Annotated in this window: 27 protein-coding genes and 1 tRNA gene; 11 read left to right on the plus strand and 17 right to left on the minus strand. The window is 56.7% G+C overall.

Annotated features, from left to right (window positions below; all coding sequences use genetic code 11):
- Positions 1-81: 81 nt before the first annotated feature.
- Entirely contained in the window at positions 82-1,431 is a 1,350-nt protein-coding gene (hemN, locus tag CFBP5473_RS09615) for an oxygen-independent coproporphyrinogen III oxidase (protein ID WP_027675813.1), read from the minus strand.
- A 196-nt stretch (positions 1,432-1,627) separates the two neighbouring features.
- Between hemN and fnrN the strand changes: the two genes are divergently transcribed.
- Positions 1,628-2,353, plus strand: coding sequence for a transcriptional regulator FnrN (fnrN, locus tag CFBP5473_RS09620; protein WP_027675814.1), 726 nt, complete (start codon positions 1,628-1,630; stop codon positions 2,351-2,353).
- 288 nt (positions 2,354-2,641) lie between these two features.
- Here the strand turns inward: fnrN and CFBP5473_RS09625 are convergent, their stop codons facing one another.
- The 3 genes from CFBP5473_RS09625 to CFBP5473_RS09635 form a co-directional block, all read right to left on the minus strand.
- A complete protein-coding gene (locus CFBP5473_RS09625; protein WP_027675815.1) occupies positions 2,642-3,199 on the minus strand; it encodes a TetR/AcrR family transcriptional regulator in 558 nt (185 codons plus the stop codon).
- Between the two features lie 2 nt (positions 3,200-3,201).
- Complete coding sequence (locus CFBP5473_RS09630; RefSeq protein WP_027675816.1) at positions 3,202-3,666, minus strand: nuclear transport factor 2 family protein; 465 nt, start codon at positions 3,664-3,666, stop codon at positions 3,202-3,204.
- Positions 3,667-3,955: 289 nt separating this feature from the next.
- The gene (locus CFBP5473_RS09635) at positions 3,956-4,393 is read right to left on the minus strand and encodes a GNAT family N-acetyltransferase (protein WP_027675817.1); all 438 of its coding nucleotides are present in this window, start codon (positions 4,391-4,393) and stop codon (positions 3,956-3,958) included.
- 242 nt (positions 4,394-4,635) lie between these two features.
- On the opposite strand from CFBP5473_RS09635, the gene CFBP5473_RS09640 reads away from it, so the two are divergent.
- The gene (locus CFBP5473_RS09640) at positions 4,636-5,001 is read left to right on the plus strand and encodes a SecDF P1 head subdomain-containing protein (protein ID WP_027675818.1); all 366 of its coding nucleotides are present in this window, start codon (positions 4,636-4,638) and stop codon (positions 4,999-5,001) included.
- Between the two features lie 110 nt (positions 5,002-5,111).
- On the opposite strand, the gene CFBP5473_RS09645 is transcribed toward CFBP5473_RS09640, so the two are convergent.
- Positions 5,112-5,510: a hypothetical protein gene (locus CFBP5473_RS09645; RefSeq protein ID WP_027675819.1), complete on the minus strand. Its 399-nt coding sequence runs from the start codon at positions 5,508-5,510 to the stop codon at positions 5,112-5,114.
- Between the two features lie 126 nt (positions 5,511-5,636).
- Here CFBP5473_RS09645 and CFBP5473_RS09650 point away from each other — a divergent pair, with 126 nt between their 5' ends.
- The 6 genes from CFBP5473_RS09650 to CFBP5473_RS09675 all read left to right on the plus strand — a co-directional run bounded on the left by CFBP5473_RS09650 (position 5,637) and on the right by CFBP5473_RS09675 (position 12,993).
- Positions 5,637-7,493, plus strand: coding sequence for a PHA/PHB synthase family protein (locus CFBP5473_RS09650; RefSeq protein ID WP_027675820.1), 1,857 nt, complete (start codon positions 5,637-5,639; stop codon positions 7,491-7,493).
- A gap of 26 nt (positions 7,494-7,519) precedes the next feature.
- Positions 7,520-8,239 carry a DNA/RNA nuclease SfsA gene (gene sfsA, locus CFBP5473_RS09655; protein WP_027675821.1) on the plus strand — a complete coding sequence of 240 codons (720 nt, stop codon included), beginning with the start codon at positions 7,520-7,522 and terminating at the stop codon, positions 8,237-8,239.
- A 30-nt stretch (positions 8,240-8,269) separates the two neighbouring features.
- On the plus strand, positions 8,270-9,100 hold the full coding sequence (gene map, locus CFBP5473_RS09660) for a type I methionyl aminopeptidase (protein WP_027675822.1): 831 nt from the start codon (positions 8,270-8,272) through the stop codon (positions 9,098-9,100).
- Between the two features lie 18 nt (positions 9,101-9,118).
- On the plus strand, positions 9,119-9,958 hold the full coding sequence (gene radC, locus CFBP5473_RS09665; RefSeq protein WP_027675823.1) for a RadC family protein: 840 nt from the start codon (positions 9,119-9,121) through the stop codon (positions 9,956-9,958).
- Positions 9,959-10,838: 880 nt separating this feature from the next.
- The gene (locus tag CFBP5473_RS09670) at positions 10,839-11,261 is read left to right on the plus strand and encodes a TadE/TadG family type IV pilus assembly protein (protein ID WP_027675824.1); all 423 of its coding nucleotides are present in this window, start codon (positions 10,839-10,841) and stop codon (positions 11,259-11,261) included.
- Between the two features lies 1 nt (position 11,262).
- Entirely contained in the window at positions 11,263-12,993 is a 1,731-nt protein-coding gene (locus tag CFBP5473_RS09675; protein ID WP_027675825.1) for a TadG family pilus assembly protein, read from the plus strand.
- 181 nt (positions 12,994-13,174) lie between these two features.
- On the opposite strand, the gene CFBP5473_RS09680 is transcribed toward CFBP5473_RS09675, so the two are convergent.
- Entirely contained in the window at positions 13,175-14,128 is a 954-nt protein-coding gene (locus CFBP5473_RS09680; protein ID WP_027675826.1) for a LysR family transcriptional regulator, read from the minus strand.
- 137 nt (positions 14,129-14,265) lie between these two features.
- Between CFBP5473_RS09680 and CFBP5473_RS09685 the strand changes: the two genes are divergently transcribed.
- Positions 14,266-14,880 carry an FMN-dependent NADH-azoreductase gene (locus CFBP5473_RS09685; RefSeq protein ID WP_027675827.1) on the plus strand — a complete coding sequence of 205 codons (615 nt, stop codon included), beginning with the start codon at positions 14,266-14,268 and terminating at the stop codon, positions 14,878-14,880.
- 62 nt (positions 14,881-14,942) lie between these two features.
- On the opposite strand, the gene CFBP5473_RS09690 is transcribed toward CFBP5473_RS09685, so the two are convergent.
- Both CFBP5473_RS09690 and ilvA read right to left on the minus strand, forming a co-directional pair.
- Positions 14,943-15,245: an HlyU family transcriptional regulator gene (locus CFBP5473_RS09690; RefSeq protein ID WP_027675828.1), complete on the minus strand. Its 303-nt coding sequence runs from the start codon at positions 15,243-15,245 to the stop codon at positions 14,943-14,945.
- A 127-nt stretch (positions 15,246-15,372) separates the two neighbouring features.
- Positions 15,373-16,623 carry a threonine ammonia-lyase gene (gene ilvA, locus CFBP5473_RS09695; RefSeq protein ID WP_027675829.1) on the minus strand — a complete coding sequence of 417 codons (1,251 nt, stop codon included), beginning with the start codon at positions 16,621-16,623 and terminating at the stop codon, positions 15,373-15,375.
- A gap of 129 nt (positions 16,624-16,752) precedes the next feature.
- On the opposite strand from ilvA, the gene CFBP5473_RS09700 reads away from it, so the two are divergent.
- Entirely contained in the window at positions 16,753-18,213 is a 1,461-nt protein-coding gene (locus CFBP5473_RS09700; protein WP_027675830.1) for a TrkH family potassium uptake protein, read from the plus strand.
- Positions 18,214-18,225: 12 nt separating this feature from the next.
- Here CFBP5473_RS09700 and CFBP5473_RS09705 read toward each other — a convergent pair whose 3' ends face one another.
- The 9 genes from CFBP5473_RS09705 to CFBP5473_RS09745 form a co-directional block, all read right to left on the minus strand.
- Entirely contained in the window at positions 18,226-19,146 is a 921-nt protein-coding gene (locus CFBP5473_RS09705) for a hypothetical protein (protein WP_027675831.1), read from the minus strand.
- A 47-nt stretch (positions 19,147-19,193) separates the two neighbouring features.
- Positions 19,194-19,276: transfer RNA gene (locus CFBP5473_RS09710), tRNA-Leu, on the minus strand.
- Between the two features lie 174 nt (positions 19,277-19,450).
- On the minus strand, positions 19,451-20,179 hold the full coding sequence (locus CFBP5473_RS09715; RefSeq protein ID WP_027675832.1) for a thermonuclease family protein: 729 nt from the start codon (positions 20,177-20,179) through the stop codon (positions 19,451-19,453).
- Positions 20,180-20,446: 267 nt separating this feature from the next.
- Entirely contained in the window at positions 20,447-20,977 is a 531-nt protein-coding gene (locus tag CFBP5473_RS09720) for a MerR family transcriptional regulator (RefSeq protein WP_027675833.1), read from the minus strand.
- A 167-nt stretch (positions 20,978-21,144) separates the two neighbouring features.
- On the minus strand, positions 21,145-21,483 hold the full coding sequence (locus CFBP5473_RS09725; protein ID WP_027675834.1) for an integration host factor subunit alpha: 339 nt from the start codon (positions 21,481-21,483) through the stop codon (positions 21,145-21,147).
- Positions 21,484-21,627: 144 nt separating this feature from the next.
- Positions 21,628-22,599: a beta-ketoacyl-ACP synthase III gene (locus CFBP5473_RS09730; protein WP_027675835.1), complete on the minus strand. Its 972-nt coding sequence runs from the start codon at positions 22,597-22,599 to the stop codon at positions 21,628-21,630.
- A 3-nt stretch (positions 22,600-22,602) separates the two neighbouring features.
- Positions 22,603-23,664, minus strand: coding sequence for a phosphate acyltransferase PlsX (plsX, locus tag CFBP5473_RS09735; protein WP_027675836.1), 1,062 nt, complete (start codon positions 23,662-23,664; stop codon positions 22,603-22,605).
- A gap of 100 nt (positions 23,665-23,764) precedes the next feature.
- Positions 23,765-24,328 (minus strand): YceD family protein, encoded by a 564-nt coding sequence (locus tag CFBP5473_RS09740; protein ID WP_027675837.1) that lies wholly within the window; start codon positions 24,326-24,328, stop codon positions 23,765-23,767.
- An 8-nt stretch (positions 24,329-24,336) separates the two neighbouring features.
- Entirely contained in the window at positions 24,337-24,876 is a 540-nt protein-coding gene (locus CFBP5473_RS09745) for a ubiquinol-cytochrome C chaperone family protein (RefSeq protein WP_027675838.1), read from the minus strand.
- A 272-nt stretch (positions 24,877-25,148) separates the two neighbouring features.
- Between CFBP5473_RS09745 and CFBP5473_RS09750 the strand changes: the two genes are divergently transcribed.
- Positions 25,149-25,682 carry an outer membrane protein assembly factor BamE gene (locus CFBP5473_RS09750; RefSeq protein ID WP_027675839.1) on the plus strand — a complete coding sequence of 178 codons (534 nt, stop codon included), beginning with the start codon at positions 25,149-25,151 and terminating at the stop codon, positions 25,680-25,682.
- The last annotated feature ends 63 nt before the right edge of the window (positions 25,683-25,745 follow it).

Consider the following 25,745-nt stretch of genomic DNA (forward strand, 5'->3'; position numbering starts at 1 on the left):
TAGGCAAGTTGCGCCAAAAAGCCAATGCTTTCCTGACACATCGTTAAATTTTGGGAGCCGTGTGTTGCGCGCTCCCTACAGTCAAACCGCCAGAGAATGCCGCCCTCGCCCGTTGGAGAGATAGGTATCGAAGGTTGCCGCAATGCTGCGGGCAAAGGGTCTGCCGGTCTCCGTCAGCGCGAAACGATCGGCTTCCAGATGCACCAAACCGTCCCGATCACCCTCGGCAAATTGCCGCGCTTCTTCCACTGCAAGCGCCGAAGCCGGGCCATAGAGCGCGGAAAGCGCCGTAAGATCGAGCGAAAAATCGCACATGATCCGCTCGATGACGAAGGCCCGAACGCGATCCTCCAACGAAAGCGCTATGCCACGCACGGCACAAAGGCCATCGGCCTCCGCCATGCGCTCATATTCGCCCGTCGCAACCATGTTCTGCACATAGCCCTGCGGCAATTTGCCGATGGAAGACGCGCCGAGGCCGATCAGCGCATCGGCGCTATCATCCGTATAGCCCTGAAAATTGCGATGAAGCTCTCCATCTTTCAGCGCACGCGCCAAGGTATCGGAGGGCTTGGCGAAGTGATCGATACCGATTGCTTCGTATCCCGCAGCAACAAGTATATCCGCCGCTGTCTTCATCTGGTGATATCGTGCAAGCACATCCGGCAAAGCCTTTTCCGGGATCATCGTCTGATGCTTCTTCATCCATGGCACATGGGCATAGCCGAACAGCGCAACACGATCCGGGTTCAGCGAAACGATCTTGTCCACCGTATCGCGCAAGGTTTCCAAGGTCTGATACGGCAAACCATAAAGCACATCGCAATTGACCGAATGAACGCCCCTTGCCCGCACGGCTTCGACCACGGATTTCGTCTGCTCGAAGGTCTGTATGCGGTTGATGGTCTTCTGCACCTTCGGGTCGAAATCCTGAACGCCAAGGCTCGCGCGCGTCATGCCGATGGCGGCGAGCGCATCGTAACGTCCCTCCTCGAGATCGTTCGGGTCCATCTCAACGCTGATTTCCACGCCTTCGGCAAAGGAGAAGGCGGAGCGCAGACAGTGCATGAGCGCCTCCAAGTCGTCCGGTTTCACCATGGTCGGAGAACCGCCACCGAAATGGACGGCAGTCACCCGCACATCGCGCGAAACATGTCGCCCGACCGCTTCGATCTCCTTGTGGAGTGCTGCGAGATAGGCGGCAATGGGCTCGTATCGCAGCGTATGCTTGGTGTGACACGCGCAAAACCAGCAGAGCCGGTCGCAATAGGGAATGTGAATGTAAAGAGAGAGGCGATTACCCGAATCAAGCGCGCGCAGCCAACCGGCATATTCCGGCACGCCGATGCCTTCGTGAAAATGCGGCGCTGTCGGGTAGCTGGTGTAGCGCGGAACGGCAGCGGAATATTTCTTCAAAAGATGCTCAGCCATCGCAAGTTCTCTTTTAACATGTGTCAAATCTGCGACTATGGGATACAGGCTGCGACAGTTTGCAACTTTGACTTCGATCAAATTGGCGAATAAACACTGACCTCAGAGGCAGCGTGGGGACGAGGCTTCGGGGGATTGAAAACGGGGCTTGAGAACGCGCTTTGCGGCTCCACCCGTTCGACTTGGACGTGATGCCATGGACACGCTGCAGAAGACCATCCACAACTCGGACATGCCGGTTGTTTGCCGCTCTTGCGAGGCCCGCCACGGTGGACTGTGCGGCGTGCTGAGTCCCGCGCAGCTATCCGAACTGAACCGTCAGTCCAGTCGCAAAAAATACGAGGCGGGCAATGAGTTGCTCGGTCAGGGTGAACTGGTGCCCTACTATGCCAACATCCTGAACGGCGTCATCAAGCTCTCGAAAATGATGTCGGACGGACGTCAGCAGATAGTGGGTCTGCAATTTGCGCCGGATTTTCTGGGCCGCCCCTTCAGCGCAGAAAGCAATATGACGGCGGAAGCCGCAACCGATGTGGAAATCTGCCTGTTCCCGCGCCGCGTCGTGGACCGCATGATCAATGATGTGCCGAATATGGAGCGCAAGCTGCACGGCCAATCTTTGAAGGAACTGGACGAGGCACGCGACTGGATGCTGACGCTGGGCCGCAAATCGGCGCAGGAAAAGGTAGCCAGCTTCCTCTATCTGATCGCGACCCATATCGACCCGGAAAAAGACGACAAGTCCTGCTTCGACCTACCGCTTTCGCGCGCCGATATTGCCGATTTTCTCGGCCTGACAATCGAAACCGTCAGCCGCCAGATGACCAAGCTGAAAAAGGAAGGCATCATCCAGATCGAGAACAACAGGCACATCACCGTGCCGAACCTCGACGCCCTTAACGATGCCGCAGGCAACGACTGAACGCCGTTACATATTGCGGTGCAGATGACCCAATGAAGCGCCGTAAATATGCGGCGCCTTCGCTTCCGCGGGCGTAAATACCGCGCCCATCACAACCAACATTACAAAAAAACACTTCATCGCCACGCTCCCCAGCGCCTGCCAACCAGTGGCCTCCCTGGGTTCTATTTGTAGCGGATAAGTGCCTCTTTTCGTTTAAGGAATGAGGTAAGCTGGAGGTTCGTGGGAAGGATAAAATATGTTGAGTGTCGGTAGTGCTTTGTTAAGGCGGCACTCTCGACCGATGTCTCAACGTATCAATCGACCCCGAAGCTGATCGATGGCGCGGCGAAATACGGCGAGGTCGTCCATCGCTCTCGACAAGACTATCGCACCTTGAATGGAAAGCACCACTTCTTCAGACAGAATGCGCGCTTGATCATCCTCCCGGCCCTGTCGAATGAGCGCTGCGTGCAACGCATCTACCCAGTTGACGAAATAGCCCCGAATGGCGTCGGAGAAGCGGTCTCGCGTATTGCTGACGGCCAAAGCGCCGACCAGACATACGCGCCCGCCGGATCTGAAGTAATCCATGACGGAACTGAGCATGGCGTCGATGGCGCTGTTGGCATCTTCGCCCTCACGCAGAGGCGCATAGACTGCTTCTTCGAACCATTGCTCGATTTGCGCAAGCACAGCCTGCACCATCTCTTCCTTGCCGCCCGGAAAGAAGTGGTAGAGGCTGCCCTTGCCAAGGCCCGTTGCCTTGCCGATCAGGGCAAGGCTTGCGCCTTCATAGCCGTATTCACGAAACACCTCGGCCAGTGGGGCCAAGGTGTCGGATCGTTCTGCGACCAGACGCGCCATTCTTAAAGACCCAGATCGCTAAGGCTGGGATGATCGTCCGGACGACGGCCGAGCGGCCAGTGGAAAAGGCGCTCACTTTCAGCAATCGGCATTTCATTGATGCTCGCATGCCTGTGCGCCATTAGACCATCCTCTGCGAATTCCCAGTTTTCGTTGCCGTAAGCGCGAAACCAGCACCCACTGTCGTCACGATATTCATATGCGTAGCGCACCGCAATGCGGTTGCCGGTGAAGGCCCACAGTTCCTTGATGAGCCGGTATTCAAGTTCCTTATTCCACTTGCGCGTCAGGAAGGCTTGAGCCTCATCGCGATTGGTCGCGAATTCGACGCGATTGCGCCAGCGCGTGTCGAGCGTATAGGCCAGCGCAACCTTTGCTGCATCGCGGCTATTCCAACCATCTTCGGCCAGCCGCACCTTTTCGATGGCGCTTTCACGGGTAAAGGGTGGGAGTGGAGGACGTGGCATGGGAGGTTCCTTTCAGAGTTTTGTACCAAATGGTAATTACTTTACTGATTGGTACAGTGCGCTTTGACACGTTTGCTGTCAAGCGGAATGCGATTTATTTTTCGAGATGCGCACGCGCTTGAGCCCGCAGACTGAGCCATGGGTTCTGTTGCAGCTAAACTGCACAGCAAAGTATCGGGAAGATTGTTTTGCCCATCTGCTTGTTGAAGTGCGCATCGACCCAGAAATCAGCTACGCGTCAGGAGCCGTTGGTCGCCTCGCCTTTTCCGAGATATCCCGAGATGAAAGGTTAAGGCCGAGCTTTCGTAAGCCTAATTTGGTTTCCCTCGGCCTTGCGCTCTTCGCGCCAACCTAAATGCCTGTAAAAGCCTGCTGCGCGGCTATCCCTATCTGTTTCAAGCCAAATCAGCGAGTGGTGCTTGAACAGCTCGCTCTCCGCGACTGCGATAAGTTGAGTGCCCAGTCCCTTCGCTTCATGTGCAGGAAGAACGAAGGCGGCAAACAGAGAAGCATTAGGCACGTCGATCATCGAGAAGCCCACGATTTCATTGTCAGAGACAGCAACCCAAGCGCAGGGTGAAGCAGAAATCATCTTGGAGACTGAGGTGTAGGTGATGCCCAGTTCGGAAAGGCTTTCCCGGGACATATGGTTTTCCCGCACCGAAGTCCTGACATTAAAAAGAGCAGCTACATCATTTGACTCAGCAAGTCTGATCTCTATGGGCATCTTATGTCCTACTCTTTCGTGAATGATCTGGCTGGTCCATAGAGATTCAGAAAATCGCATGGCTCATGCGAAAATCGAAAAACAACTATCTTGATTATTAGAGTTTTGTGACTCTGCTATAACAATTTTGAGTGGTAAATAGATGATCCGCTGCAGTTACATAAAGAGGAAGACTGCAAGAACATAAGCGGTCCAACATTGCGAGAAATTCAAACGACAAAGCTCGAAGGAGCAATCAGCACATGCGTCAGTTGATTACAGCCGCTCTTACCGCCAGCTTTTTTGCCTCCCCGGCTCTTGCACAAGTCGTAGAACTGAGAGTGGCAGATGCCCAGCCCATGTTCGACGAGGCCAGCCAAGAAGGCAGCGTCCTTATCCGGCTGGATCGCGAGGGAGCCAAGGCCTTTGCTCTGTTCACACGCAACCATCTGCAAAAGCCGATTAACATTTTGATAGATGGCCAGATTAGAGTCACTCCAATAATCAGGGAGCCCATCATGACTTGCTATTTTCCGATAAATGGACTGAAAAGTGCAAGCGCCGCCGCTGCTCTGTCAGCTCGTTTGGCAAGCGGGCGGTCCGTCCTAACCGTTGCCCCAGCGAATTAGAGCGATCTATGCGCGGCCCTCTCCACAACTCAGCTCAACTGGACGCCAGCAGGCAGACCAAGACAACAGACATGAAAAGAGCAGAGCAGAAGAGCTAGAGCGCCACAGCCTCACTGCGAAGCAGTAGGCGTCGCTACCGGCTTCTGCTGCTCGGACAGAGCCTTCAGTTCGGCCACGCGGCGCTTGTATTCGGCTTCGGTGATCTGGCCGCGGCGGCGGGCGGCGCCTAGCGCGGTGAGGTTCTGCTCCATCGTGGTCGCTTCGTTTTCTTCCATCTGCGGCATGGCCGCCGTCATGGGTTTGGCGAAGGTGGGGAAGGTGCCGGTGTCGCGCTTCTGCGCCGGTGCGGAGCTGACGGGTTGCGGGCCGACGATCTGTGCCTTCGGGCGTTCCATATGCTCAGGTGCTACGACGGGTTTTGGCGTGGTGCATGCTGCGATGAGAGGCAGAAGCAGGCCGCAAACCGACAGCACAGATGCCGTTCTTACGCTTCCCGAATGCTTGCCCATAATAATGCCCCGCCTGTAAGGTATCTATCGACTATCGAACGCGATTTGCTGGCGCCCGTGTTGCTGGAACTTGTATTCGTTTTCATGCAGAATGTGCAAACACAAAAATCGCCCGGAGGAGAATGCATGGCAGGCAATCAAGGCGGGAAGAACGATACTGAGGATAAAGGCTTCAGTTTCGATCCCAAATCCGCCGATGCCTATATCCTGCGCGACCCTCAGGCCTTTGCCATGAATGTTGCAAGAGCCGTGGAAAACCTTGGCAAGGCTGCTTCCGAATGGCTCGCGCCGCGTGAGCGCGGCGAAATCCCGCAGAACAATGCCAGCCCGATGAGCGATCTTTTCCAGACGCTTTCGGACGTCGCGGAATACTGGATGGCAGAGCCGAAGCGCTCCGTGGAGGCGCAAACGCATCTGCTTTCGAGCTATTTCGACATCTGGCAGAAGTCCATGGCCAAGCTTTCCGACCAGCAGACGGGCGGCAACGCAGAACGACAGGACGAGGAAAAGCCGCGCAGCCACAAGCGTTTTGCCGATGCGGACTGGCAAGCCAATCCCTTCTTCGACTTTCTGCAAAAGGTGTATTTCGCCACCGCCGACTGGGCGGAAAGAATGGTGACCGAGACCGAAGGGCTGGACGAGCGCACCCGCGAAAAGGCCCGCTTCTATATGCGACAGGTGACGGAGGCGATTTCGCCTGCCAATTTCGCCTTCACCAATCCACAGGTTTTTCGCGAAACCGTGGCCACCAGCGGCGCAAATCTGGTGAAGGGCATGGCGCAGCTGGCTGAAGACATGGCGGCGGGCAACGGAAACCTCAAGCTTCGGCAGACGGATTACAGCAAATTCGTCATCGGCCAGAACATTGCCGTCACCCCCGGCAAGGTCATTGCGCGCAGCGATCTTTGCGAGATCATCCAATATGCGCCATCCACGGAAAAGGTGTTCAAGCGCCCTCTCCTCATCATTCCGCCATGGATCAACAAATTCTACATTCTCGATCTGAACGCCCGGAAGTCTTTCGTGAAATGGTGCGTTGATCAGGGGCACAGCGTTTTCATGATTTCCTGGGTGAACCCGGATGCCCGCCACGCCGGGAAAGGCTGGGCGGATTATACCCATGAAGGGATCGACTTCGCGCTTGCAGCGATAGAGCAGGCCACCGGCGAAAGCCAGGTCAATGCAATCGGTTACTGCATCGGCGGCACGCTGCTGGCCTCCACACTGGCATTGCATGCACAGGAGAAGAATGACCGGATACGCTCCGCCACACTGCTTGCCGCGCAGACGGATTTTACCCATGCCGGTGAGCTGAAAATCTTCATCGATGAACCACAGCTTGCGGCGCTCGATGCGCATATGAAGGCGGTGGGTTATCTGGATGGCGCAATCATGGCCAGCGTTTTCAACATGCTGCGCGCCTCCGATCTGATCTGGCCTTACGTGGTGGATAATTACCTGCGCGGCGCCCAACCGCCACCTTTCGACCTGCTCTACTGGAACTCGGATTCGACCCGCGTTGCGGCAGCAAACCACTCCTTCTATTTGCGCAACTGCTACCTCGAGAATAACCTCGCGGAAGGTCGCATGGTGGTGGACGGCAAGGTTTTGAAGCTGCAAGACGTGACCATCCCCGTCTACGATCTCGCCACACGTGAGGACCACATAGCCCCGGCGAAATCCGTGTTCAAAGGTGCGGAACTCTTCGGCGGGCCGGTGCAGTTCATCCTCAGCGGTTCCGGCCATATCGCCGGTGTGGTGAACCCGCCGGAGGCCGATAAATATCAGTATTCCACGGGCGCATCACCCACCGGTGACTTCGAGGAATGGCAACAGAAGGCGGAGGTTCACAAAGGCTCATGGTGGCCGCACTGGCAGGCGTGGACTGAGGCGCAGGAGAACAGCCAGGTTGCGGCACGCATACCCGGCGATGGATCGCTGACGCCGCTTTGCGATGCGCCGGGAACCTATGTTCTTGAATAACCGCGCACCTGCGAAGAGACTGCCGCATGATCTTTGATTCTCCCCTCATCCCGGCCACGCTGGTTTCCCGTTACAAGCGCTTCCTGTTCGATGCCATTCTGGAAGATGGCACGGCGATTACCGGCTCCTGCCCCAACACCGGCTCCATGCGCGGGCTGACGACGCCCGGCTCCCGAATCTGGCTTTCAGAACATGACAGTCCCACTCGCAAATATCGCCATATGCTGGAACTGGTGGAGGCGGATGAAACAGTGGTGGGCATCAACACCGGCATGCCGAACAGGCTTGCGGAGGAAGCCATTCTGGCCGGGCGCATCCCTGCCCTTCGCGGCTACACCACGCTCCGGCGGGAGCAGCGTTACGGCATCAATTCCCGCATCGATCTGCTGCTCTCGGCACCGGGCAGACCGGATGCCTATGTCGAGGTGAAGAACGTGCATTTCATGCGCGAAAAGGGTCTGGCGGAATTTCCCGATACAGCAACCAAGCGCGGCGCGAAACATCTGGAAGAGCTTGGCGATGCCGCGGAAGCTGGCTATCGCGCCGTGATGCTCTATCTGATCCAGCGCGAGGATTGCGCGCATATGCGGATCTGTTCCGATCTCGACCCCGTTTACGCCAAGGCGTTTCAGCGGGCGATGGGGCGCGGCGTTGAAGCTTACGCCATCAATTGCCATGTCTCTGCACTGGAAATTGTGGCAAGGCGCATGGTTGCAATAGACGACTGGCACCCTGCTGCTCTATGAACGCATATACGTAATACGGAAAGCGGAATAATGGTTACTTACATCGACGCGGCATCGGCACCAAAGAAGAATACGGGTGTGATCCGCCTGTATAGTTCTGAAGATTTCGAAGGCATGCGCAAGGCAAGCCAGTTGACCGCGCGTTGTCTGGACGAGCTGGCAAGCATCGTGAAGCCCGGCGTGACGACCAATGCCATCGACCGCTTCGTCTTCGAATTCGGCGCGGATCATAACGCCCTGCCCGCCACACTGAATTATCGCGGCTATACGAAATCCGTCTGCACTTCCATCAATCACGTCGTCTGCCACGGCATTCCAGATGACAAGCCGTTGCGAGAGGGCGATGTCGTCAACATCGACGTGACCTATATTCTCGATGGCTGGTACGGCGATTCGAGCCGCATGTATCCCGTCGGCCAGATCAAGCGTGCGGCGGAACGCCTGCTGGAAGTCACCTATGAGTGCCTTCTGCGCGGCATCGCCGCCGTGAAGCCCGGCGTTCGCACCGGCGCTATCGGCGCGGCCATCCAGGCTTATGCGGAAGCGGAGCGCTGCTCCGTGGTGACGGATTTCTGCGGCCACGGCGTTGGCCGCCTGTTTCACGATACGCCGAACATTCTGCATTACGGCAAGGAAAGCGATGGCCCGGAAATCCGCGAAGGCATGATCTTCACCATCGAACCGATGATCAACCTCGGCAAGCCGCATGTGAAGGTGCTTTCCGATGGCTGGACGGCGGTCACGCGCGACCGTTCGCTATCTGCGCAGTATGAGCATGCGGTTGGCGTCACGGCCACCGGCTGTGAGGTCTTCACGCTTTCCCCGGGCGGCTTCGACCGACCCGGCCTGCCGCCGCTCTAATTCGAGAGTTACAGCCAGATGGCAAAAAGCCCCTCTTCTCCCGCCGGAAAGCCAACGACATTTCAAGAAGAGAGCGGGGACGCCGACCTGTTCGAAGTGGTGGACGAGCGCGGCTTCTTTTCCGAACCCCGGCAGGCGGTGAAGAAGGCCAAAGCCGAACCGGCAGCGCCATCACCGGACGCAGATATGGCGCACTACCACGGCCACCGCGAAAGGCTGCGCGCCAAATATCGCGACAACGGCGATGGCGCGCTGGCAGATTACGAGTTGCTGGAACTGCTGCTTTTCCGGCTCATCCCTCGCCGCGATACCAAACCGATTGCGAAAGCCCTGATTGCCCGTTTCGGCACGCTGTCCGGCGTGCTTGGCGCACCGGTCGGTCTTTTGCAGGAGGTGAAAGGGGTCGGCGAAGCGGTGGCGCTGGATCTCAAGCTCATCGCCTCCGTTTCCCAGCGCATGCTGAAAAGCGAAATCCGCAACAAACAGGTCCTCGGCTCCTGGTCGTCGGTCATCGATTACTGCCATGCGGCAATGGCGCACGAAACCCGCGAACAATTCCGCATTCTCTTCCTCGACAAGCGCAACGTGCTGATTGCCGACGAGGTGCAGGGACACGGCACGGTGGACCACACCCCGGTCTATCCCCGCGAAGTGGTGCGCCGCGCACTGGAACTCTCCTCCACCGCCATCATACTCGTGCATAACCACCCCAGCGGCGACCCCACCCCGTCACGCGCCGATATCGAGATGACGAAGACCATCATCGACACCGCAAAACCACTGGGCATCGCCGTGCACGACCACATCATCATCGGCAAGGATGGCCATGTGAGTTTCAAGGGGTTGCGGTTGATTTGATTGGTGACGTTGATAGGTTTGGCTTTTTGCCAAACCTGCCTTGAGCCACTGCTTTCCAGTCAAGTTGACCAGCGCTGCGCAATTGCCAAAGTCGATTACGTCGACGGCTCCACTCCCACTGCAGTCATCCTCGGGCTTGACCCGAGGATCCACAACCATTTGATTTCGTTGATGGCGATGGACTTTCGTCGCAAGGCCATTGCTGTCCGATTTAGATTCCTGAGCCCTTTATGCGGAGCCAGAGGCTCGATGAGAGACGGTAAATACACCCGCAACCGTCATCCTCGGCCTTGTGCCACTGCTGTCCGGTTTAAACTGAGTGAATAGTTTAGGGCGAGAACAGCTCCCCCACCCGTCACCCCGCACTTGATGCGGGGTCCAGCAGACGCGCGTCTGCGCGTCGAAAAAGTCTTTCAGACCAAAGACTTGGTCTGGCTGGATCCCGGATCAAGTCCGGGATGACGGAAACGGGGCCGCACCGTCGCCACCCTGCAGCGAACGCGGTCAAAGCGTGTCCCTACCGGATTTCAAGGATGGAACTGCAATGCATTTAAGGCCTTGCCCGCGTTCGCACATTTAGACTGGACAGTAATGGCCTTGTGCCGAGGATCTGCTAACATTAACAAAAACAATTGGTTGCAGATCCTCGGGACAAGCCCGAAGATGACGGAGGTGGGTTTTGGGACGCTTATTCCCCGGCAAATATCGTTCTCTCATAACGACGTCCTCCTCACTCAATATCATCCGTTTCCACCACCAAAGCACGATCTTCCCCCTGCCCCAAACCGGCACACAACCCAAGCGTGGCCAATTAATCAAAAATCAATATATCTAAATTAGCTTCTTCGAAAATAATAATATTAAACATCGAGGGAGCGCCATGGCACGTATGGCACAATTTCTCCGCAACCGGTCGGGTTCTTCGGCGGTTGAGTTTGCAATCGTCGCGCCTGTTTTCATCCTCGTTTTGCTGACCATGATCGCCTATGGCATCTATCTGATGGCGGCCTATGCGGTGCAGCAGGTTGCTGCGGATGCGGCGAGAACCGCCATTGCGGGCCTCAACACCACCGAGCGCGAAACGCTGGCGAAAGACTATGTCAACAAGAGCGCGCTGGACTATGTGTTCCTGGACAAGCGCCGGGTGAATGTCAGCGTCGGCACCGATCCCACCAACAACAATCAGTTCACCGTAACCGTGGAGTATGACGCGACCGATCTGCCGATCTGGAGCCTCTACACCTATGCCTTGCCGGAAAAGACCATAAGACGCTTCTCCACAATTCGGATCGGGGGTGTGTGACATGCGGAAACTGCGCTCTCTTCTTCGCCGCGCGAAAGACGATACCTCCGGCAACATCGCCATCATGGCAGGTGTTACCGCGCCGCTGATTGCAGGCGTGCTGGCGCTTGGTGTGGACTATGGTTATCTGACGCTGCAAAAGCGGCAGCTTCAGCAAACGGCAGACCTCGCAGCAATTTCGGCAGCAGCCGCCACCAATGCGGAACAGGCCGTGCTGCAATATTTCCAGCTGAACGGAAAGAAGATCGGCGTCAAAACCGGCTCCGGCCTGCTGACGTCCACCGGCACAATTCCGTTTGATCCTGAAATAGACTCGCCCGGCGTCAACGGTTATGCGGAAGTCACCAAGGGGAGATATGTGCCGGATGCGAGCGTAGCAGTTGGCCAGCGCTTTGTGGAAAACGCCACACCAACCAATGCCGTAAAGGTCAACATCGTTGAAAAAGGCCAGATTTATTTCGCCTCTACCTTCACCACCGCCCCGAAGATTTCCGCAGTCGGCACCGCCGCCGCTCAGCGGGTCGCGGCATTCTCGGTCGGATCACGGTTGACGAGCCTCAATGATGGCCTGCTGAACAGCCTGCTCGGCGGCCTTCTCGGCTCCACCGTGTCGCTCAAGCTGATGGATTATCAGGGCCTCGTCAGCGCCGACGTCAATCTGCTCAAGGTCATCGATATTCTGGCACTCGATCTCGGTCTTAAAGCCGGAACATATCGCGACGTCCTCGCGACAGAGGTAACCGTCAGCAGGTTCCTGAATGCGCTAGGCAGAACGACCGGACTTCAGCCATCCGTCGTGACCGCAGTCAAGAATCTGGAACGGGCAGCAAACAAGACCAGCATCAGCCTGCCGCTTGAAAAGATCATCAATCCGGGACCGTTTCTCGACAACCTCGTCGGCAGCAGCGACAATCTGAAAGTGACCGCAGGCCTGTTCGACCTCATTTCCGCAGCCGCCGTTGCAGCCAATGGCAGCAAGCAGATAGCGCTGGATGCGGGCAGCAATGTGCTCGGCCTCGCCTCGACCAAAATCACGCTTGCAATCGGCGAACCGCCCGTCGGCACACCGTCTCTGGCGGTCGGCGCGCCCGGCACCATTGTTCGCACGGCGCAAACGCGCCTTGCAGTCGAAACCTCCGTCAGCGGCTTGAAAGCACTTCTCGGGCTTCAGGTACGTCTTCCGCTTTATGTAGAAGTTGCAAATGCGGAAGCGAAGCTCGCCGACATTCGCTGCACCAGCGGCGGCAATGGCACAGTGGATGTGGAAGTCGTGCCGGGCCTGGCCGAAATCTCGCTCGGCACCGTCGACACCACCGCCTTCAACAATTTCGGCAAGACGCCCCGCGTCACGAAAACCTCCATCGTCGATTCACTCCTCGTTAAGATCAACGGCATGGCGCATATCAAAAGCGGCAACCTGACGAAAACCAAGCTCACCTTCCAGCAGACGGAAATCGCTCAGGCCAAGATAAAGCAGGTCTCCACCAAGGATGTCACCACATCACTGGTCACCTCCCTGCTCAAAAACCTCGACCTCGATATCAACATCCTCTTCCTGACAATCGGCACCCCAACCGTGGTGCAGGCGGCGCTGGCAGATACTTTAAGCGTGGCGACCGGACCAATCGATGAACTCCTCTACAACACGCTTATGGTGCTGGGGGTGAAGATTGGAGAAGCGGATGTTCGGGTAACGGACCTGCGGTGCATGCAGCCGGCTTTGGTGCAGTGAGTGTTAAAATCTGACTTGGAAAGCGTCCCGTAAAGTTCTAGCGAGGCGAGTTGCGAGAGGCGCTTTGAGCGCGCGGGAGATGCCGTGAAGCTCAGCCTATGCAGCCTTGTAGAACGAGGCTTGGGTATCGGCGACGTACGAGATGACTAAACCACGTACCTACCGTTCGCCATGCCCACGTCTATTCCGCAGCATCCTGCATTTCTCCAGCGACAGCAAACGACAGGAAGTTCTTGTTCGGGCATTCCGCCAGACGCTGATGGAATGCGTCCACCAGCCACTGCGCGGCTGGGCCTGCGGGCGTATCTGCCTTGCGCAGCGCGTAAAGCGGATATTCCCCGCCTTCATAGGCGTCCAGCGTAAGCGCCTTTAAAGCGCCGTTCATGATGTCGTTTCTGACGAGCGAGGCTGGGAGGCCGCCCCAGCCTAGGCCGCCTTTGATGAGTTGGTATTTGGTAGCGATATCGCTGACGCGCCATTTCTTGTAGGACAGCACGTTGAAATCCCGGCCCTTGGTCAGCCCAGACGTATCGGTGACGACGAGTTGCACCTCCTCGCGCACATCGGCCAGCGTCAGGGGACGGTCGATTTTCGCTAGCGGGTGATCGGCTGCAACGACCGGTACCATGAAGGAATGGCCGACCTTTTCGATCACCAGCCCGTCATCCTGATGGAACATTGCGCCGCCAATGCCGATACTGGCTTTTCGGCTCAGCACCATTTCCATGACCATGCCGAGCTCACCCACATTGAGATTGAGTGTAACAGTCGGGAAAACCTCGCGGAATTGTCTGAGCACCGCCACCACGGCTTCCGCCGGGACCATGGTGCTCAGCGCCAGCGCGACCTCGGCTTCCAGCCCCTGTTTCAGACCTTTGGCGCGCGCGCGCATTTCCTGCAAACCGGCGACGATGCGGCGTGCATCTTCAAGCATCGCCCTGCCCTCATCGGTCAGTTTCGGCTGGCGCCCACTGCGTTCGAACAACGAAACCTCGAGCTGCGCCTCAAGGTTGGCGATGGTGTAGCTGACGACGGATTGCGCGCGGTTCAGCGACCGTGACGCTGCCGAGAAACTTCCGGTTTCGGCAACGGTCAGGAAAACCTGCAACTGGTCAAGGGTGGGGTTGGCGTCCATCTTCCATCCATTTCATCGATAGGTCAATTCCACATTATCACAGTTTTCTTGATGACAACATTGTTCGATATATCCTGCAACTATCGGGTCGATCCCAGCCCGAGCGAGTTCCCAAGTCTGAAAGAGGCTATTTGAAAATGTCGAAAATTCTTCTCGTTACTTCCAGCCCACGCGGCTCCGAATCCCTTTCCAACAAGTTCGCCACCGATCTGGCCACCAAGATCCAGGCGCAGTCCAACGGCTCTATCACCCATCTCGACCTCGGTCAGAATCCTATCCCGCACCTCGACGACGTGACGACCTCGGCAATCCGCAAGGCTCCAGACCAGCGCAATGCAGAAGAAGCATCTGCTGCCGATTACTCGGACAAGCGCGTTGCAGAACTGATGGAAGCCGACACGGTCATCATCGGCACAGGCCTCATCAACTTCTCGATCTATTCCGGCCTCAAGTCCTGGATCGATAACGTTGCACGCGCTGGCCAGACCTTCAAGTACACCGAATCCGGCCCGGTTGGCCTTGCAACAGGCAAGAAGGTTTACATCGTTCTTTCCGCAGCTGGCGTTTATTCCGAAGGCCCAGCCGCTTCGCTGGAACACGCCGTTCCGTACCTGAAGACCGTTCTCGGCTTCATGGGCATGACCGATGTTGAAGTCATCCGCATCGAAGGCCTGGCATTTGGACCGGAAGCTGCCGAAAAGGCAATTGCTGCCGCCAACGCCAAGGTCGAAGAGCTGGCAAAGGCCGCATAAAAAAAGCGGCCAATCGGTCGCTTCCTTGCAAGTTTTCATAACGGTCGCGGCTTCCGCGGCCGTTATTTTTTATCGACAAACAGCGATGGTCCGCTTTGGTCGATGATGAGTTTCGCCTTGCGCACGGTGCACTCGACAGCGTCATCGAGACTGGTGAAGACGTCGGCGCGCACGAAATCATGCACCAGCGTTTCCTCGCCCACCTTCTTCTCGATGCGGCCTGCAGGGCGGTACTGACCACCCTCCTTCAGCGGCGTCGCATAGATGGTGAAATCACCATGCTGATGCGGCTCGGATGTCTCAGCCTTCTTCGGCGCATCGCTCGATTGACCGGAGCCGAAGAGTTTCGAGAAGAACGAAGCCATGGTTTACCCTTCCTGTTGTCTTTCCGCAGGACGGCGAAACCGCCCTGCTCCGTGATGCGCCTAGTCTTTTGTTGTCGCATGTACGTTATCGTTTTAATTGACGACAATTAAACGCGACATGCTTTCATCAGATGATCAGGTTCGCAAGGATTTCATTCTCGGTTATATCCTCATAACCAAGCCCCGCCGCTTCGAAACGTTCGAACAGGCCGGTAAAATTCTCGCGAGACGTGGTTTCGATACCGATCAGGATCGAGCCGAAGTTGCGGGCGGACTTCTTGAGATATTCGAAGCGGGCGACATCGTCATCCGGGCCGAGCAGGTTCAGGAAATCGCGCAGCGCGCCGGGGCGCTGCGGCAGGCGCAAAATGAAGTACTTCTTGACGCCGGTGTAACGCATGGCGCGTTCCTTCACGTCCGGCAGGCGCTCGAAATCGAAATTGCCACCGGAAACGACGCAGATGACGCGCTTGCCTTCCAGCTTTTCGCGACCGAGCTGCTCAAGCGCCGCAATCGAAAGCGCACCGGCGGGCTCCAGCACGACGCCTTCCAGATTCAGCATCTCGATCATGGTTACGCAAATCGCGTTTTCCGGGATGAGCTGAACCTGTTCGGAGGAATATTGCTTGAGCGCTTCGAAATTAAGATCGCCGATGCGCGCGACTGCGGCACCATCCACGAAATTATCCACGTTGTTGAGAGTTACGGGCTTGCCCTGTTCCAAGCTTCGCTTGAGGCTCGGCGCACCGGTCGGCTCGCAGAACACGAAATTCTCGCTCTTTACTTTTCCAGCGAGGAAACCGGTCACGCCGGAAGACAAGCCACCGCCGCCAACGGGCATGATGACCATATCCGGTGCGACGTCGTCTGGTAGCTGATCCACGATCTCGGCAGCAACGGTTGCCTGCCCTTCGATGATGTCCTCATGGTCGAACGGTGAGACCATGTAGCCATCCGTATCTTCGACATGCTGGCGGGCAGCGGCGTAGCATTGGTCGAAAATATCGCCGACCAGCCTGATCTTTATGAACTCTCCGCCGAAGATGCGGGTCTTTTCGATCTTCTGTTGCGGGGTCGTCACAGGCATGAAGACCACGCCCTGAACGCCGAAGTGGCGGCAGGCGAAGGCAAAGCCCTGAGCGTGGTTGCCAGCGGAAGCGCAGACGAAAATCTTGCCCTTGCCCGCATGGGCAACGGCTTTGCGGAGAAAATTGAATGCGCCTCTAATCTTGTAGGAACGAACAGGCGTGAGGTCTTCGCGCTTCAGCCAAATCTCTGCTCCATAGCGACGGCTCAGATGTTCATTCAACTGCAACGGCGTTTCGGGAAACAGTTCCCGAACTTCCCGCCGTGCGGCTTCTACAAGCAGTTTATCCACGATTTTCAATCCATTGAATTTCACGATGGCACCCGCTATGCCATAGGAACAGGCCCGACACAAAGACTCTTTGCGCCAGTTCGGTACGCTCAGTACATCGTTACGCTCAATTTTCGAGGTTTCCATTTCTTGAACGCCAACCTCCTGCGCGCAGTCATCTACATCACCTCGATCTTCGGGCTCTACATGGCAACGTCCATGTTCGTGCCCGCGATGACGGATCTTTATTACGGCAATAATGACTGGATCGTCTTTGCGGCCTCCGGCTTCATGTGCGGAGGGCTGGCGCTGGCCTGCGCATTTGCCACGCGCGGCCCGATGCCGACTTTCAACAAGCGCTTCGGCTTCCTGCTGGTCAACCTTCTGTGGGTGGTCTTTTCGCTGATAGGCGCGGTGCCGCTCTACCTTTCGGAACTGGGCTTGAGTTTCGGTCAGGCGCTGTTCGAATCCGTTTCTGCCATCACCACCACCGGGTCCACCGCCATTTCAGGTCTGGACCATGCGCCGCAGGGTCTATTGATGTGGCGGTCGCTGCTTTGCTGGCTTGGCGGTATCGGTATCGTCGCGCTCGGCCTCTTCATCCTGCCTCTGCTGCGCGTTGGTGGCATGACCTTTTTCCGCATGGAATCATCGGATACGGCGAGCGACCGGCCGTTTGCGCGGCTTGCCAGCTTCACCCGCGCCTTTGTCGGCATCTATGTGGTGATGACGATTGCCTGCACCATCGCCTTCGATTTTGCCGGTATGACGCATTTCGATGCCTTGAACCATGCCATGTCCGCCGTCGCCACCGGAGGCTTTTCCACGCATGACGCATCCTTCGCGTTCTTCGGTGATAATATCGCGCTGCTCTGGATCGCGACTTTCTTCCTCATCCTCGGCAGCCTGCCTTTTTCGGTGATGATCCTGCTCGCCGTGCGCCGCCGGATGGATATTCTCTATGATCCGCAAATCCGGGTCTTCATCGGATATCTCTGCGCCATCTCGCTCGCCGTCGGCATTTATCACCACCTGACCAACGGCGTGCCGCTTCACATCGCGCTCAGCCATTCCTTCTTCAACATGACGTCGATCCTTTCGACGGGCGGTTTCGCCAGCGACGATTACGCGCTGTGGGGGCCATTCGTGGTGGTCGTCGCCTTCTTCGCCACCTTCATGGGCGGCTGCTCCGGCTCCACCGCGGGCGGCATCAAGGCCTATCGCTTCGTCATCGTCTATAATGTCGTGAAAACCGGCCTGAAGAAGCTGATCTACCCGGATGCCGTCTATTCGGTGCGCTACGGCGTTCAGGTCGTGGATGCCGAAACGATCCGCAACGTCTTCCTTTTCCTGAGCTGCTTCATTGCGCTGTGGATCGGCGGCAGCCTAGCAATGAGCGCCATGGGCTACGACTTCCTGACCGCAACCTCTGCAGTCGCCACCTCGCTCGCCAATGTCGGCCCCGGCATCGGCCCCATCATCGGCCCCGCAGGCAACTTCTCCACCATCAGCGACCCGGCGCTCTACCTGCTTTCACTGATGATGCTGCTTGGACGTCTGGAGATTTTGACGGTGCTGGTGTTGCTGATGCCGTTGTTTTGGAAGAGTTGAGAGAAACTTCGTTCAGTCCAGAATTTGGCTGAGCTCCCGAAAAGTGAGATGCCAGCTATCGGCATAGGTCCGCTTTTTGTGTTGAGACAGCATTATTTGGACGTCACCCTGCGTGATCTTGGATTTCATCAAACGGTTAACAGCGGCGACCAAAGCATTTGGTTCCGAAATACCCCTCTGAATGAATATCTCCCGGGCGATAAGAAGCTCGTCCATCTTCTGGATTCTCGTTTTAATCGCGCGTGCATCTATCGCCGCGGCAATATTCAGCGCGAGGTGGTGTATTCGCGCGAGTTCTTCATTGGTAATTGCAAGAAGACCACCCGGCGTTGGGAAGCGCGCTGGCCACGCTTTTGAAAGTTCTTGCGTAGTTTGTCTGGCGGTATGGACGACGCTATTGCGCACAAGAGACCATTGTGACCATTCAGCAAGCTCATTCGCCAGCGATTTGGAGACGCCCGCCTCACAAAGCTTGTCGATCCTTTTGATCATTTCTGGATGCGTTTTATTTCTTAGGTATTTATCGGTCACTCGCGAGGCAAACCATCGGCGCACATCGGCTTCGACGACTATCTCACATAGTTCTTTTGCCAGAAATGGAATTTCCGAATCCGACAGCAGGGATGGGTGAAGATAAATGATCCGTTCGAGAATCTCGGATAAATAGCTCTCAAACGTCGTGACAAAACTAACAAGCGTATTTTCTCGAAGATGAGACAGAACTTCTGGCTGCTCTCCTGTGAATTCGCCTGGCGAGATGTCGATTGCACGAAAAGGATATCGGCTATCGCCCGGATAAGAAGTCAGTTTTGCTGGATTGGTGTGCTTCAGCCAACGCTCAGCGTACTCAAGAGAGGCCGATAAGTGCCAGAACGTTCTAATTTCCTGCTCTAAAAGCACCTTGAATTTTAGATATGCGACGCTCTTGCTCATAAGCCTTCCATAACAAAAATAGTTTTTCAGAATATTTTATAATATGATGGTACCCGGAGCGGGACTCGAACCCGCACGCTTCCGCTCCGGATTTTAAGTCCGGTATGTCTACCAATTCCATCATCCGGGCAGTGAAAAAGTCTATGAAACCCTTTTTCACAATCTTTGAAAACCAAAGATAACAAGCTGACGTTTTTGCTCGTGCCTCACATATCTAAGCCACGTAAATACTTCGCTAAACTCCTGCCATCATCTACACAGCGCAAGCGGTTGCGGTCAACTGGAACTGTGTGCCTTGGCAGGATTAACCACACCATGAGCGGTTGGCGGAGCCTGCGGGGCGGGCCAGGCCTTCGCGGACGAGTTGGTCGGCGAAGGAGACGCCGGAGCGGGAGATGGTTTTGATTTCTCCGCCCTGCCCCGCGCCACTGGCAGAAGCGATCTGGAAGCCGCCGGAGTTCAGCATGTCGCGCAGGCGAACCTTGGCGGTGAAACCGCGGGCGCGTTCTTCCATGCAGCGGGCCTGATCCGTTTGTGGCACATCGATACCGGCAAGCTTCATCTTCACGCCCTTCATCCAGAAAGTATTGCCGTCTGCGACGCAGTTGTTCAGGCCTGAGCGACCGCAAAAGGCGAAGGTGCCGGGCTTTGCGCCGAGGGAAACATTTTCCACCTGCGGCTTCGGCGAAGGCAGCGCGGCTGCCGCCATCTGGTTTGCAGCACTTGGCGAGCCTGCCATGGCGATGGAGCGCGGCGGGATCGGCGCGCCGGATGCGGGCAAGGCAATGGTCTGGGTTGGCTTTGCTCTGTTCTGGCTCGGTTTTTCCGAGGCGACTTCGCGCGTTGCTGGTTTCGAAGGCTGGATCGCGTTGGATGAGGCCACGACGTTTTTCATCTTCGGCAGAAGCGTATCGCGATGCTCATAGACCTGAATGCCGCCAACGGCCACGCCGAACAGCAGAAGCCAAGACCAAACGCCTCCCCCGCTTTTCTTCGAGGACGAACGGCGGCTTGTCGGTTTTCTTTTGCTCACGGGACAACTCCTTTTCAGGCGGGCATTATCCGCCCAAGGAGTTTCCGAAAGGTTGGCATTTGAGATAAATGCGAGTGGAAATGTTTGGGTTATCCCCAGCTGAGGTTCAAACCGGCCACATCCAAGCATCTATTTTCTGGCGCAGAAAATACCCCTCACCTGAAAAAAATCTATGACTTAGCTGAAGCTAAGATCATGATTTTTCTTCCTCTCCCACAAGGGTAGAGGTAACGCGCGGCACCACCTTTGCCTCGCTGCTAAACCAGTTTACCGCACCTGATCCAGCAAACGTTTGCATTCCAGAAGGTCGAACAGCGCCTCCTGCAAAAGTGCGCGGTCGTCCTTGCTGATGCTGGATTTGCCGATGGAGATTTCGGGGGTGTCGTCGGAGGAGCCGCCGAAGCCGAAGAAGCGGCCGCTGGGTTTGGCTTTGGGGCGGCCGATGACTTCGTCGTCTTCCACCACGCGCGGTTCGCCGGTCTGCTTTTCGCCGCTTGAGGCCATGATGGCCTCCATGGTGGCCATGTCGCCAGAGGCAATGGCGGCGACGAAGCGGTTGCCGTTGGTCTTCAACAGCTTCTGCACGCCCTTGATGGTATAGCCATGATCATAAAGCAGATGACGGATGCCCTTCAGCAGATCCACATCGTCCGGGCGATAATAGCGCCGCCCGCCGCCGCGTTTCATCGGCTTTATCTGCGGAAAACGGGTTTCCCAGAAACGCAGCACATGCTGCGGCAGATCGAGATCATCCGCAACTTCGCTGATCGTTCTAAAGGCGTCCGGGCTTTTATCCACGTTTTCACTCCCATCCCGACCAGATGGCGGGAACCTGAATCACAGCAAAAAGGTACGATGCGAATCGTCTTTATTTCAACGGCTTGACGGTTGAATTTCAACTATGTTCACAGGAAGAACGGAATCATTGCGTGTGGAAAAACGCTTATAGCGAGACAGGCGCCGGATCAGTTGCCCGGCTTCTGGGCCTTCTGCTTTGCCTTGCGGGAGGAGTGAGCCTTCAAAATGCGCTGCTTCAACACATTGGAGGCCTTGAACGTCATCACCCGGCGGGGAGAGATCGGCACTTCCTCACCCGTTTTCGGGTTGCGGCCAATGCGCTCGTTCTTTTCGCGAATCTGGAAGGTGGCGAAGGAAGAAAGCTTCACAACCTCGCCGCGCGTGATCGCGTTGCAGATTTCGTCGATAACGGTTTCGACCAGTTCAGCAGATTCAGTCCGAGATAAACCCACCTTGCGAAACACAGACTCGGCTAGATCCGCACGTGTCACTGTTTTTCCGGCCATTTTTCCCCGCACAGCTCTCTATTGTTATCTTGAAGCCGCTCAAGACTATTGTCCTTGAGGCGACCGGTCAAGCGAAGTTTCCGGAATCGTTTAGGGATTTCCGGCAATGATGGCAAGGGGTTACATGGCTGCATAAACCATACGTTACCAACGAAGCAGCACTGCACCCCATGTAAAGCCGCCGCCCATGGCCTCCAGCATGACAAGATCGCCCTGCTTGATGCGGCCATCGGATGCCGCAACGGCAAGCGCCAGCGGAATGGAGGCAGCCGACGTATTGCCATGCTGATCCACCGTGATCACGACCTTCTCCGTCGGGATGCCGAGTTTCTTGGCCGAACCATCGATGATGCGGCGGTTTGCCTGGTGTGGAACGAGCCAGTCCAGATCGTCCGCCGTGGTGCCGGTTGCTTCGAATGCGGCTTCGATCACGTCCGTAATCATGCCCACTGCATGTTTGAAGACTTCGCGGCCTTCCATACGCAGATGGCCGACTGTGCCGGTGGTCGACGGTCCGCCGTCCACATAGAGCTTGTCTTTGTGAGAACCATCCGAACGCAAATTGGAGGTGAGAACGCCGCGATCCGAGGTCGAGCCTTCGCCCTCGCCCGCTTCCAGCACCAGCGCGCCTGCGCCATCGCCGAAGAGAACGCAGGTGGTGCGGTCGGTCCAGTCGAGAATGCGGGAGAAGGTTTCCGCACCGATGACGAGAACGCGCTTTGCCATGCCGCCGCGAATGTAAAGATCGGCGGTTGCCATGGCATAGACGAAGCCGGAACAGACGGCCTGAACGTCAAAAGCGAAGCCGCCGGTTATGCCGAGACGGTTCTGGATATTGACCGCCGTTGCCGGGAAAGTGTTGTCGGGCGTAGAAGTAGCCACGATGATGAGATCGATGTCTTCCGGCTGGATGCCAGCATTTTCCAATGCCGCGCGCGCTGCCGCCTCGCCCAGCGAAGAGGTCGTCTCACCCTCGCCTGCAATGTAACGCTGCTTGATGCCGGTGCGCTGGACGATCCATTCGTCGGACGTTTCGACAACGCCTTCGATATCCTGGTTCGTCATAACCCGCTTCGGGAGCGCCGCTCCGAAGCCACGTACAATTGAGCGGATCATCCGTTATTCCTCATCGACCACGAGAGCTTCAGGCGCCGGGGGCGGAAGTCGTCTTGCGTGGTAAGCTTTTAAATCATTCTCGATCTTCGCGGTCAGGCCATTATGCACCATGTCATAGCCGACATCGATGGCCGAGGCGAAACCGAGTGCGTCCGTGCCGCCGTGGCTCTTGATGACGATGCCGTTCAGGCCAAGGAACACGCCACCATTGACCTTGCTGGGGTCCATCTTCTCACGCAGCACATCGAATGCGCTCTTGGCCAGAAGATAGCCGATCTTGGCCCAGAAGCTGCGGGAAATCGCCTCGCGCAGCAGGGTCGATATCTGTCTTGCGGTGCCTTCGGCGGCTTTTAGCGCGATATTGCCGGTGAAGCCTTCGGTGACGACGACATCGACCGTGCCCTTGCCGATATCGTTGCCTTCCACGAAACCGCGGTAATCGATAGTCGCCAGATTGGCCTCGCGGATAAGGCGGCCCGCTTCGCGCACCTCTTCCTGGCCCTTGATCTCTTCGACGCCGACATTGAGAAGGCCTACGGTCGGGCGGTCGATATCGAACAGCGCGCGCGCCATGGCGCCGCCCATCAGGGCGAAATCCAGAAGCTGCTGCGAATCCGCGCCGATGGTCGCGCCGATATCGAGAACGATGCTTTCGCCTTTCAGCGTGGGCCAGATGCCAGCAATTGCCGGGCGTTCGATGCGCGCCATGGTGCGCAGACAGAACTTGGCCATGGCCATCAGCGCGCCGGTGTTTCCGGCAGAAACCGTCACATCCGCCTCGCCCAGCTTCACGGCCTCGATGGCGCGCCACATGCTGGACACATAACGGCCGCGACGCAGCGCCTGGCTGGGCTTTTCATCCATGCCGACCGAGACTTCGCAATCGAAGAATTCCGATTTCGCAACAAGCGCGGGATATTGCGCCAGAATAGGATCGCACTTGCTCTTCTGCCCATAGAGCAGGAATGTCACGTCGTTATGCCGCTCAAGCGCTTTTGCAACGCCGGGGATGACAACGTCCGGGCCATGATCTCCGCCCATGACGTCAATTGCTATTCTGATCACTCGTCCCTGATCCTTCTGACCGCTCTGCGGTTATTTTTGGGGCGAAAATACCGTTTCCGCCCACTCTTACAACTGAATTATTCGCCTATTGCGACGGCATTCAGTCTTTTTTCCAATCCTTCAATACCGCAAAGGGCGATGGCTTCTTATCTTCGAAGGGCGTTTTTTCGCCATATCCATCGAAATCCACATCCGGCTTGCGCGGATAGGGATCGATTGCCAGAGCCGCAAACTCCGCCACCACGATGCCAACATCGATAGTGTCTCCCACGAACTGGTCCGGAATATCCGGTCCGTCCGGATCGAGCACGATCTCGCCTTCGTCATTGGTGACCATGCGCGCGAGCTTCGACCCTTCGGGCACGAAAATCTGCTCCACTTTTTCATTGATATCACTGGAAACGGGCTCCAGCGTCACTACGCATGACTGCGTGACGCGGGCCTCGACCTGACCCTTGATTCTGATGCCGTCCTTCTTCCAGCGCGTAACCTGCAATTCGCTCTTGAGATATTCGACAGAGACGACATCCCAGAACTTCGCAAGCGCCTGAAGCTCTTCCGGGCTTGCCGTGAGACCAATCCTGACGGGATTGGCAGAAATATGGCCTACCTTCACGGGATAGGAGAAAGGCGCGTCATCATTTGCCGCATGGGGCGATTTCATTGAAAACCTCATAAATCCGGCGAAGGCAGCGTGGCACTTCCCGTCGCGACAGCATCTTCGGGCTGCGCGGACAATGCTTCGGACGCCACCATCATCCATTTCGCGAGAGCGCGCATATCCGGCGCGGTCTCATCTGCCTGCGGATATATATTGCGACGGAGTGCCGCCGCAAGGGCATCCTCGTCCGCACCGTCCATTGCCCCTGCATAAGATTCCAGCCGCCCGTAAAACATGCCCGCAAATTTCTTCATGCGCTTGGGCACGCCCTGATCGCCGATGCCGAGTTCGCGCATGGAATGATCGAGATCCTGAAAGAAGGCATCCACGATTTCCTGCGCAATCTCCTGCCCGCTGGTGGCGGAGCTTTTGGTGCGGCGGAAATAGAGAATCATCACCACGGCCAGCATCTCGAACCGGCCCATCACCGTATCGGGCACGCCCATGTGGAGGTAGAAACCGGGCTGCCTGGCCGCAGCAGTCAACGTATTATATTGCCGATCAACGATGGCGCGATTGTTGTTTTTCTTCTTGAAAAGGCCGAACACCATCGAAATTTCCGAATATTGATCGACGAAATCACGTCTCGCCCATCGCACTTGTTGCATGATTGTCAAAGCTGGTTTACCGAAGCATCCGAGAATTGCAATGCCGTCGCAGTCACGTTCATCATCGTGCTGAAACAGTCCAGGAGACGCACCGGAGGAGGTGCAGCTTTCGGAAATGCGTTGCAATCCATTGTGAAACGGGGGTTTCCGTCCCCGGATTGACATAATCGTGTGTACAGAAGCGGTACAACACGCAATGCCGGAAGGTGCCATTCATGATCGCAGTCGGGGAAACGCAGGTGAGCAAGCAGAAATCGGCGGGAAAAACCAAGTTTCTGAGCAAAACCGCAATCGCCGTCTTTGTCGCGTCGAGCCTGCTGACAGCCTGCTCCAGCACGACGGATGTTTTCCACAACGGCTATGTTCTGGATGAGCAGTCGCTGCAGCTGATCCCGGTCGGCTCCAGCCGCGAACAGGTTCTGCTGACCATGGGCACGCCCTCCACCACGGCGACCTTCGGCAACGAAGTCTTCTACTACATTTCCCAGAAGCGCGTGCGCAAAGCCGCCTTCATGAAGCCGCAACTGGTGGAGCAGAACATTCTGGCGATTTATTTCGACAAGAATGGCGTCGTCTCGCAAAAGGCGAATTACACGCTTCAGGACGGCAAGGTCTTCGATACGATCTCGCGCACGACCCCGACAGGCGGCAAGGACCTCACCTTCCTCCAGCAGCTGCTTTCCGGCGGCCCTGCGGGCGCAGGCATCGCCAAGAGCATTCTGGGCGGCAGCGGCGACAACAATTTCTGACGCGAAAGCGATGGCAAATCTGGAAAGGCCGGATGTTCGAAAGACATCCGGCTTTTTTGATTC

It is taken from the genome of Agrobacterium larrymoorei, from assembly GCF_005145045.1.
Taxonomy (GTDB): Bacteria; Pseudomonadota; Alphaproteobacteria; order Rhizobiales; family Rhizobiaceae; genus Agrobacterium; species Agrobacterium larrymoorei.

Bases quoted from the DNA above. Each gene is read 5' to 3' on its own strand.
- CFBP5473_RS09670 (WP_027675824.1), top strand. From the start codon at position 10,839: ATGGCACGTATGGCACAATTTCTCCGCAACCGGTCGGGTTCTTCGGCG.
- CFBP5473_RS09640 (WP_027675818.1), top strand. From the start codon at position 4,636: ATGCGTCAGTTGATTACAGCCGCTCTTACCGCCAGCTTTTTTGCCTCC.
- CFBP5473_RS09740 (WP_027675837.1), bottom strand. From the start codon at position 24,328: ATGAAATCGCCCCATGCGGCAAATGATGACGCGCCTTTCTCCTATCCC.
- CFBP5473_RS09650 (WP_027675820.1), top strand. From the start codon at position 5,637: ATGGCAGGCAATCAAGGCGGGAAGAACGATACTGAGGATAAAGGCTTC.
- CFBP5473_RS09690 (WP_027675828.1), bottom strand. From the start codon at position 15,245: ATGGCTTCGTTCTTCTCGAAACTCTTCGGCTCCGGTCAATCGAGCGAT.
- CFBP5473_RS09680 (WP_027675826.1), bottom strand. From the start codon at position 14,128: ATGGACGCCAACCCCACCCTTGACCAGTTGCAGGTTTTCCTGACCGTT.
- sfsA (WP_027675821.1), top strand. From the start codon at position 7,520: ATGATCTTTGATTCTCCCCTCATCCCGGCCACGCTGGTTTCCCGTTAC.
- CFBP5473_RS09625 (WP_027675815.1), bottom strand. From the start codon at position 3,199: ATGGCGCGTCTGGTCGCAGAACGATCCGACACCTTGGCCCCACTGGCC.
- radC (WP_027675823.1), top strand. From the start codon at position 9,119: ATGGCAAAAAGCCCCTCTTCTCCCGCCGGAAAGCCAACGACATTTCAA.
- CFBP5473_RS09705 (WP_027675831.1), bottom strand. From the start codon at position 19,146: ATGAGCAAGAGCGTCGCATATCTAAAATTCAAGGTGCTTTTAGAGCAG.
- CFBP5473_RS09745 (WP_027675838.1), bottom strand. From the start codon at position 24,876: ATGGTGTTCGGCCTTTTCAAGAAGAAAAACAACAATCGCGCCATCGTT.
- CFBP5473_RS09630 (WP_027675816.1), bottom strand. From the start codon at position 3,666: ATGCCACGTCCTCCACTCCCACCCTTTACCCGTGAAAGCGCCATCGAA.
- CFBP5473_RS09635 (WP_027675817.1), bottom strand. From the start codon at position 4,393: ATGCCCATAGAGATCAGACTTGCTGAGTCAAATGATGTAGCTGCTCTT.
- CFBP5473_RS09750 (WP_027675839.1), top strand. From the start codon at position 25,149: ATGATCGCAGTCGGGGAAACGCAGGTGAGCAAGCAGAAATCGGCGGGA.
- CFBP5473_RS09645 (WP_027675819.1), bottom strand. From the start codon at position 5,510: ATGGGCAAGCATTCGGGAAGCGTAAGAACGGCATCTGTGCTGTCGGTT.
- CFBP5473_RS09675 (WP_027675825.1), top strand. From the start codon at position 11,263: ATGCGGAAACTGCGCTCTCTTCTTCGCCGCGCGAAAGACGATACCTCC.
- map (WP_027675822.1), top strand. From the start codon at position 8,270: ATGGTTACTTACATCGACGCGGCATCGGCACCAAAGAAGAATACGGGT.
- hemN (WP_027675813.1), bottom strand. From the start codon at position 1,431: ATGGCTGAGCATCTTTTGAAGAAATATTCCGCTGCCGTTCCGCGCTAC.
- CFBP5473_RS09725 (WP_027675834.1), bottom strand. From the start codon at position 21,483: ATGGCCGGAAAAACAGTGACACGTGCGGATCTAGCCGAGTCTGTGTTT.
- CFBP5473_RS09730 (WP_027675835.1), bottom strand. From the start codon at position 22,599: ATGATCCGCTCAATTGTACGTGGCTTCGGAGCGGCGCTCCCGAAGCGG.
- CFBP5473_RS09685 (WP_027675827.1), top strand. From the start codon at position 14,266: ATGTCGAAAATTCTTCTCGTTACTTCCAGCCCACGCGGCTCCGAATCC.
- fnrN (WP_027675814.1), top strand. From the start codon at position 1,628: ATGGACACGCTGCAGAAGACCATCCACAACTCGGACATGCCGGTTGTT.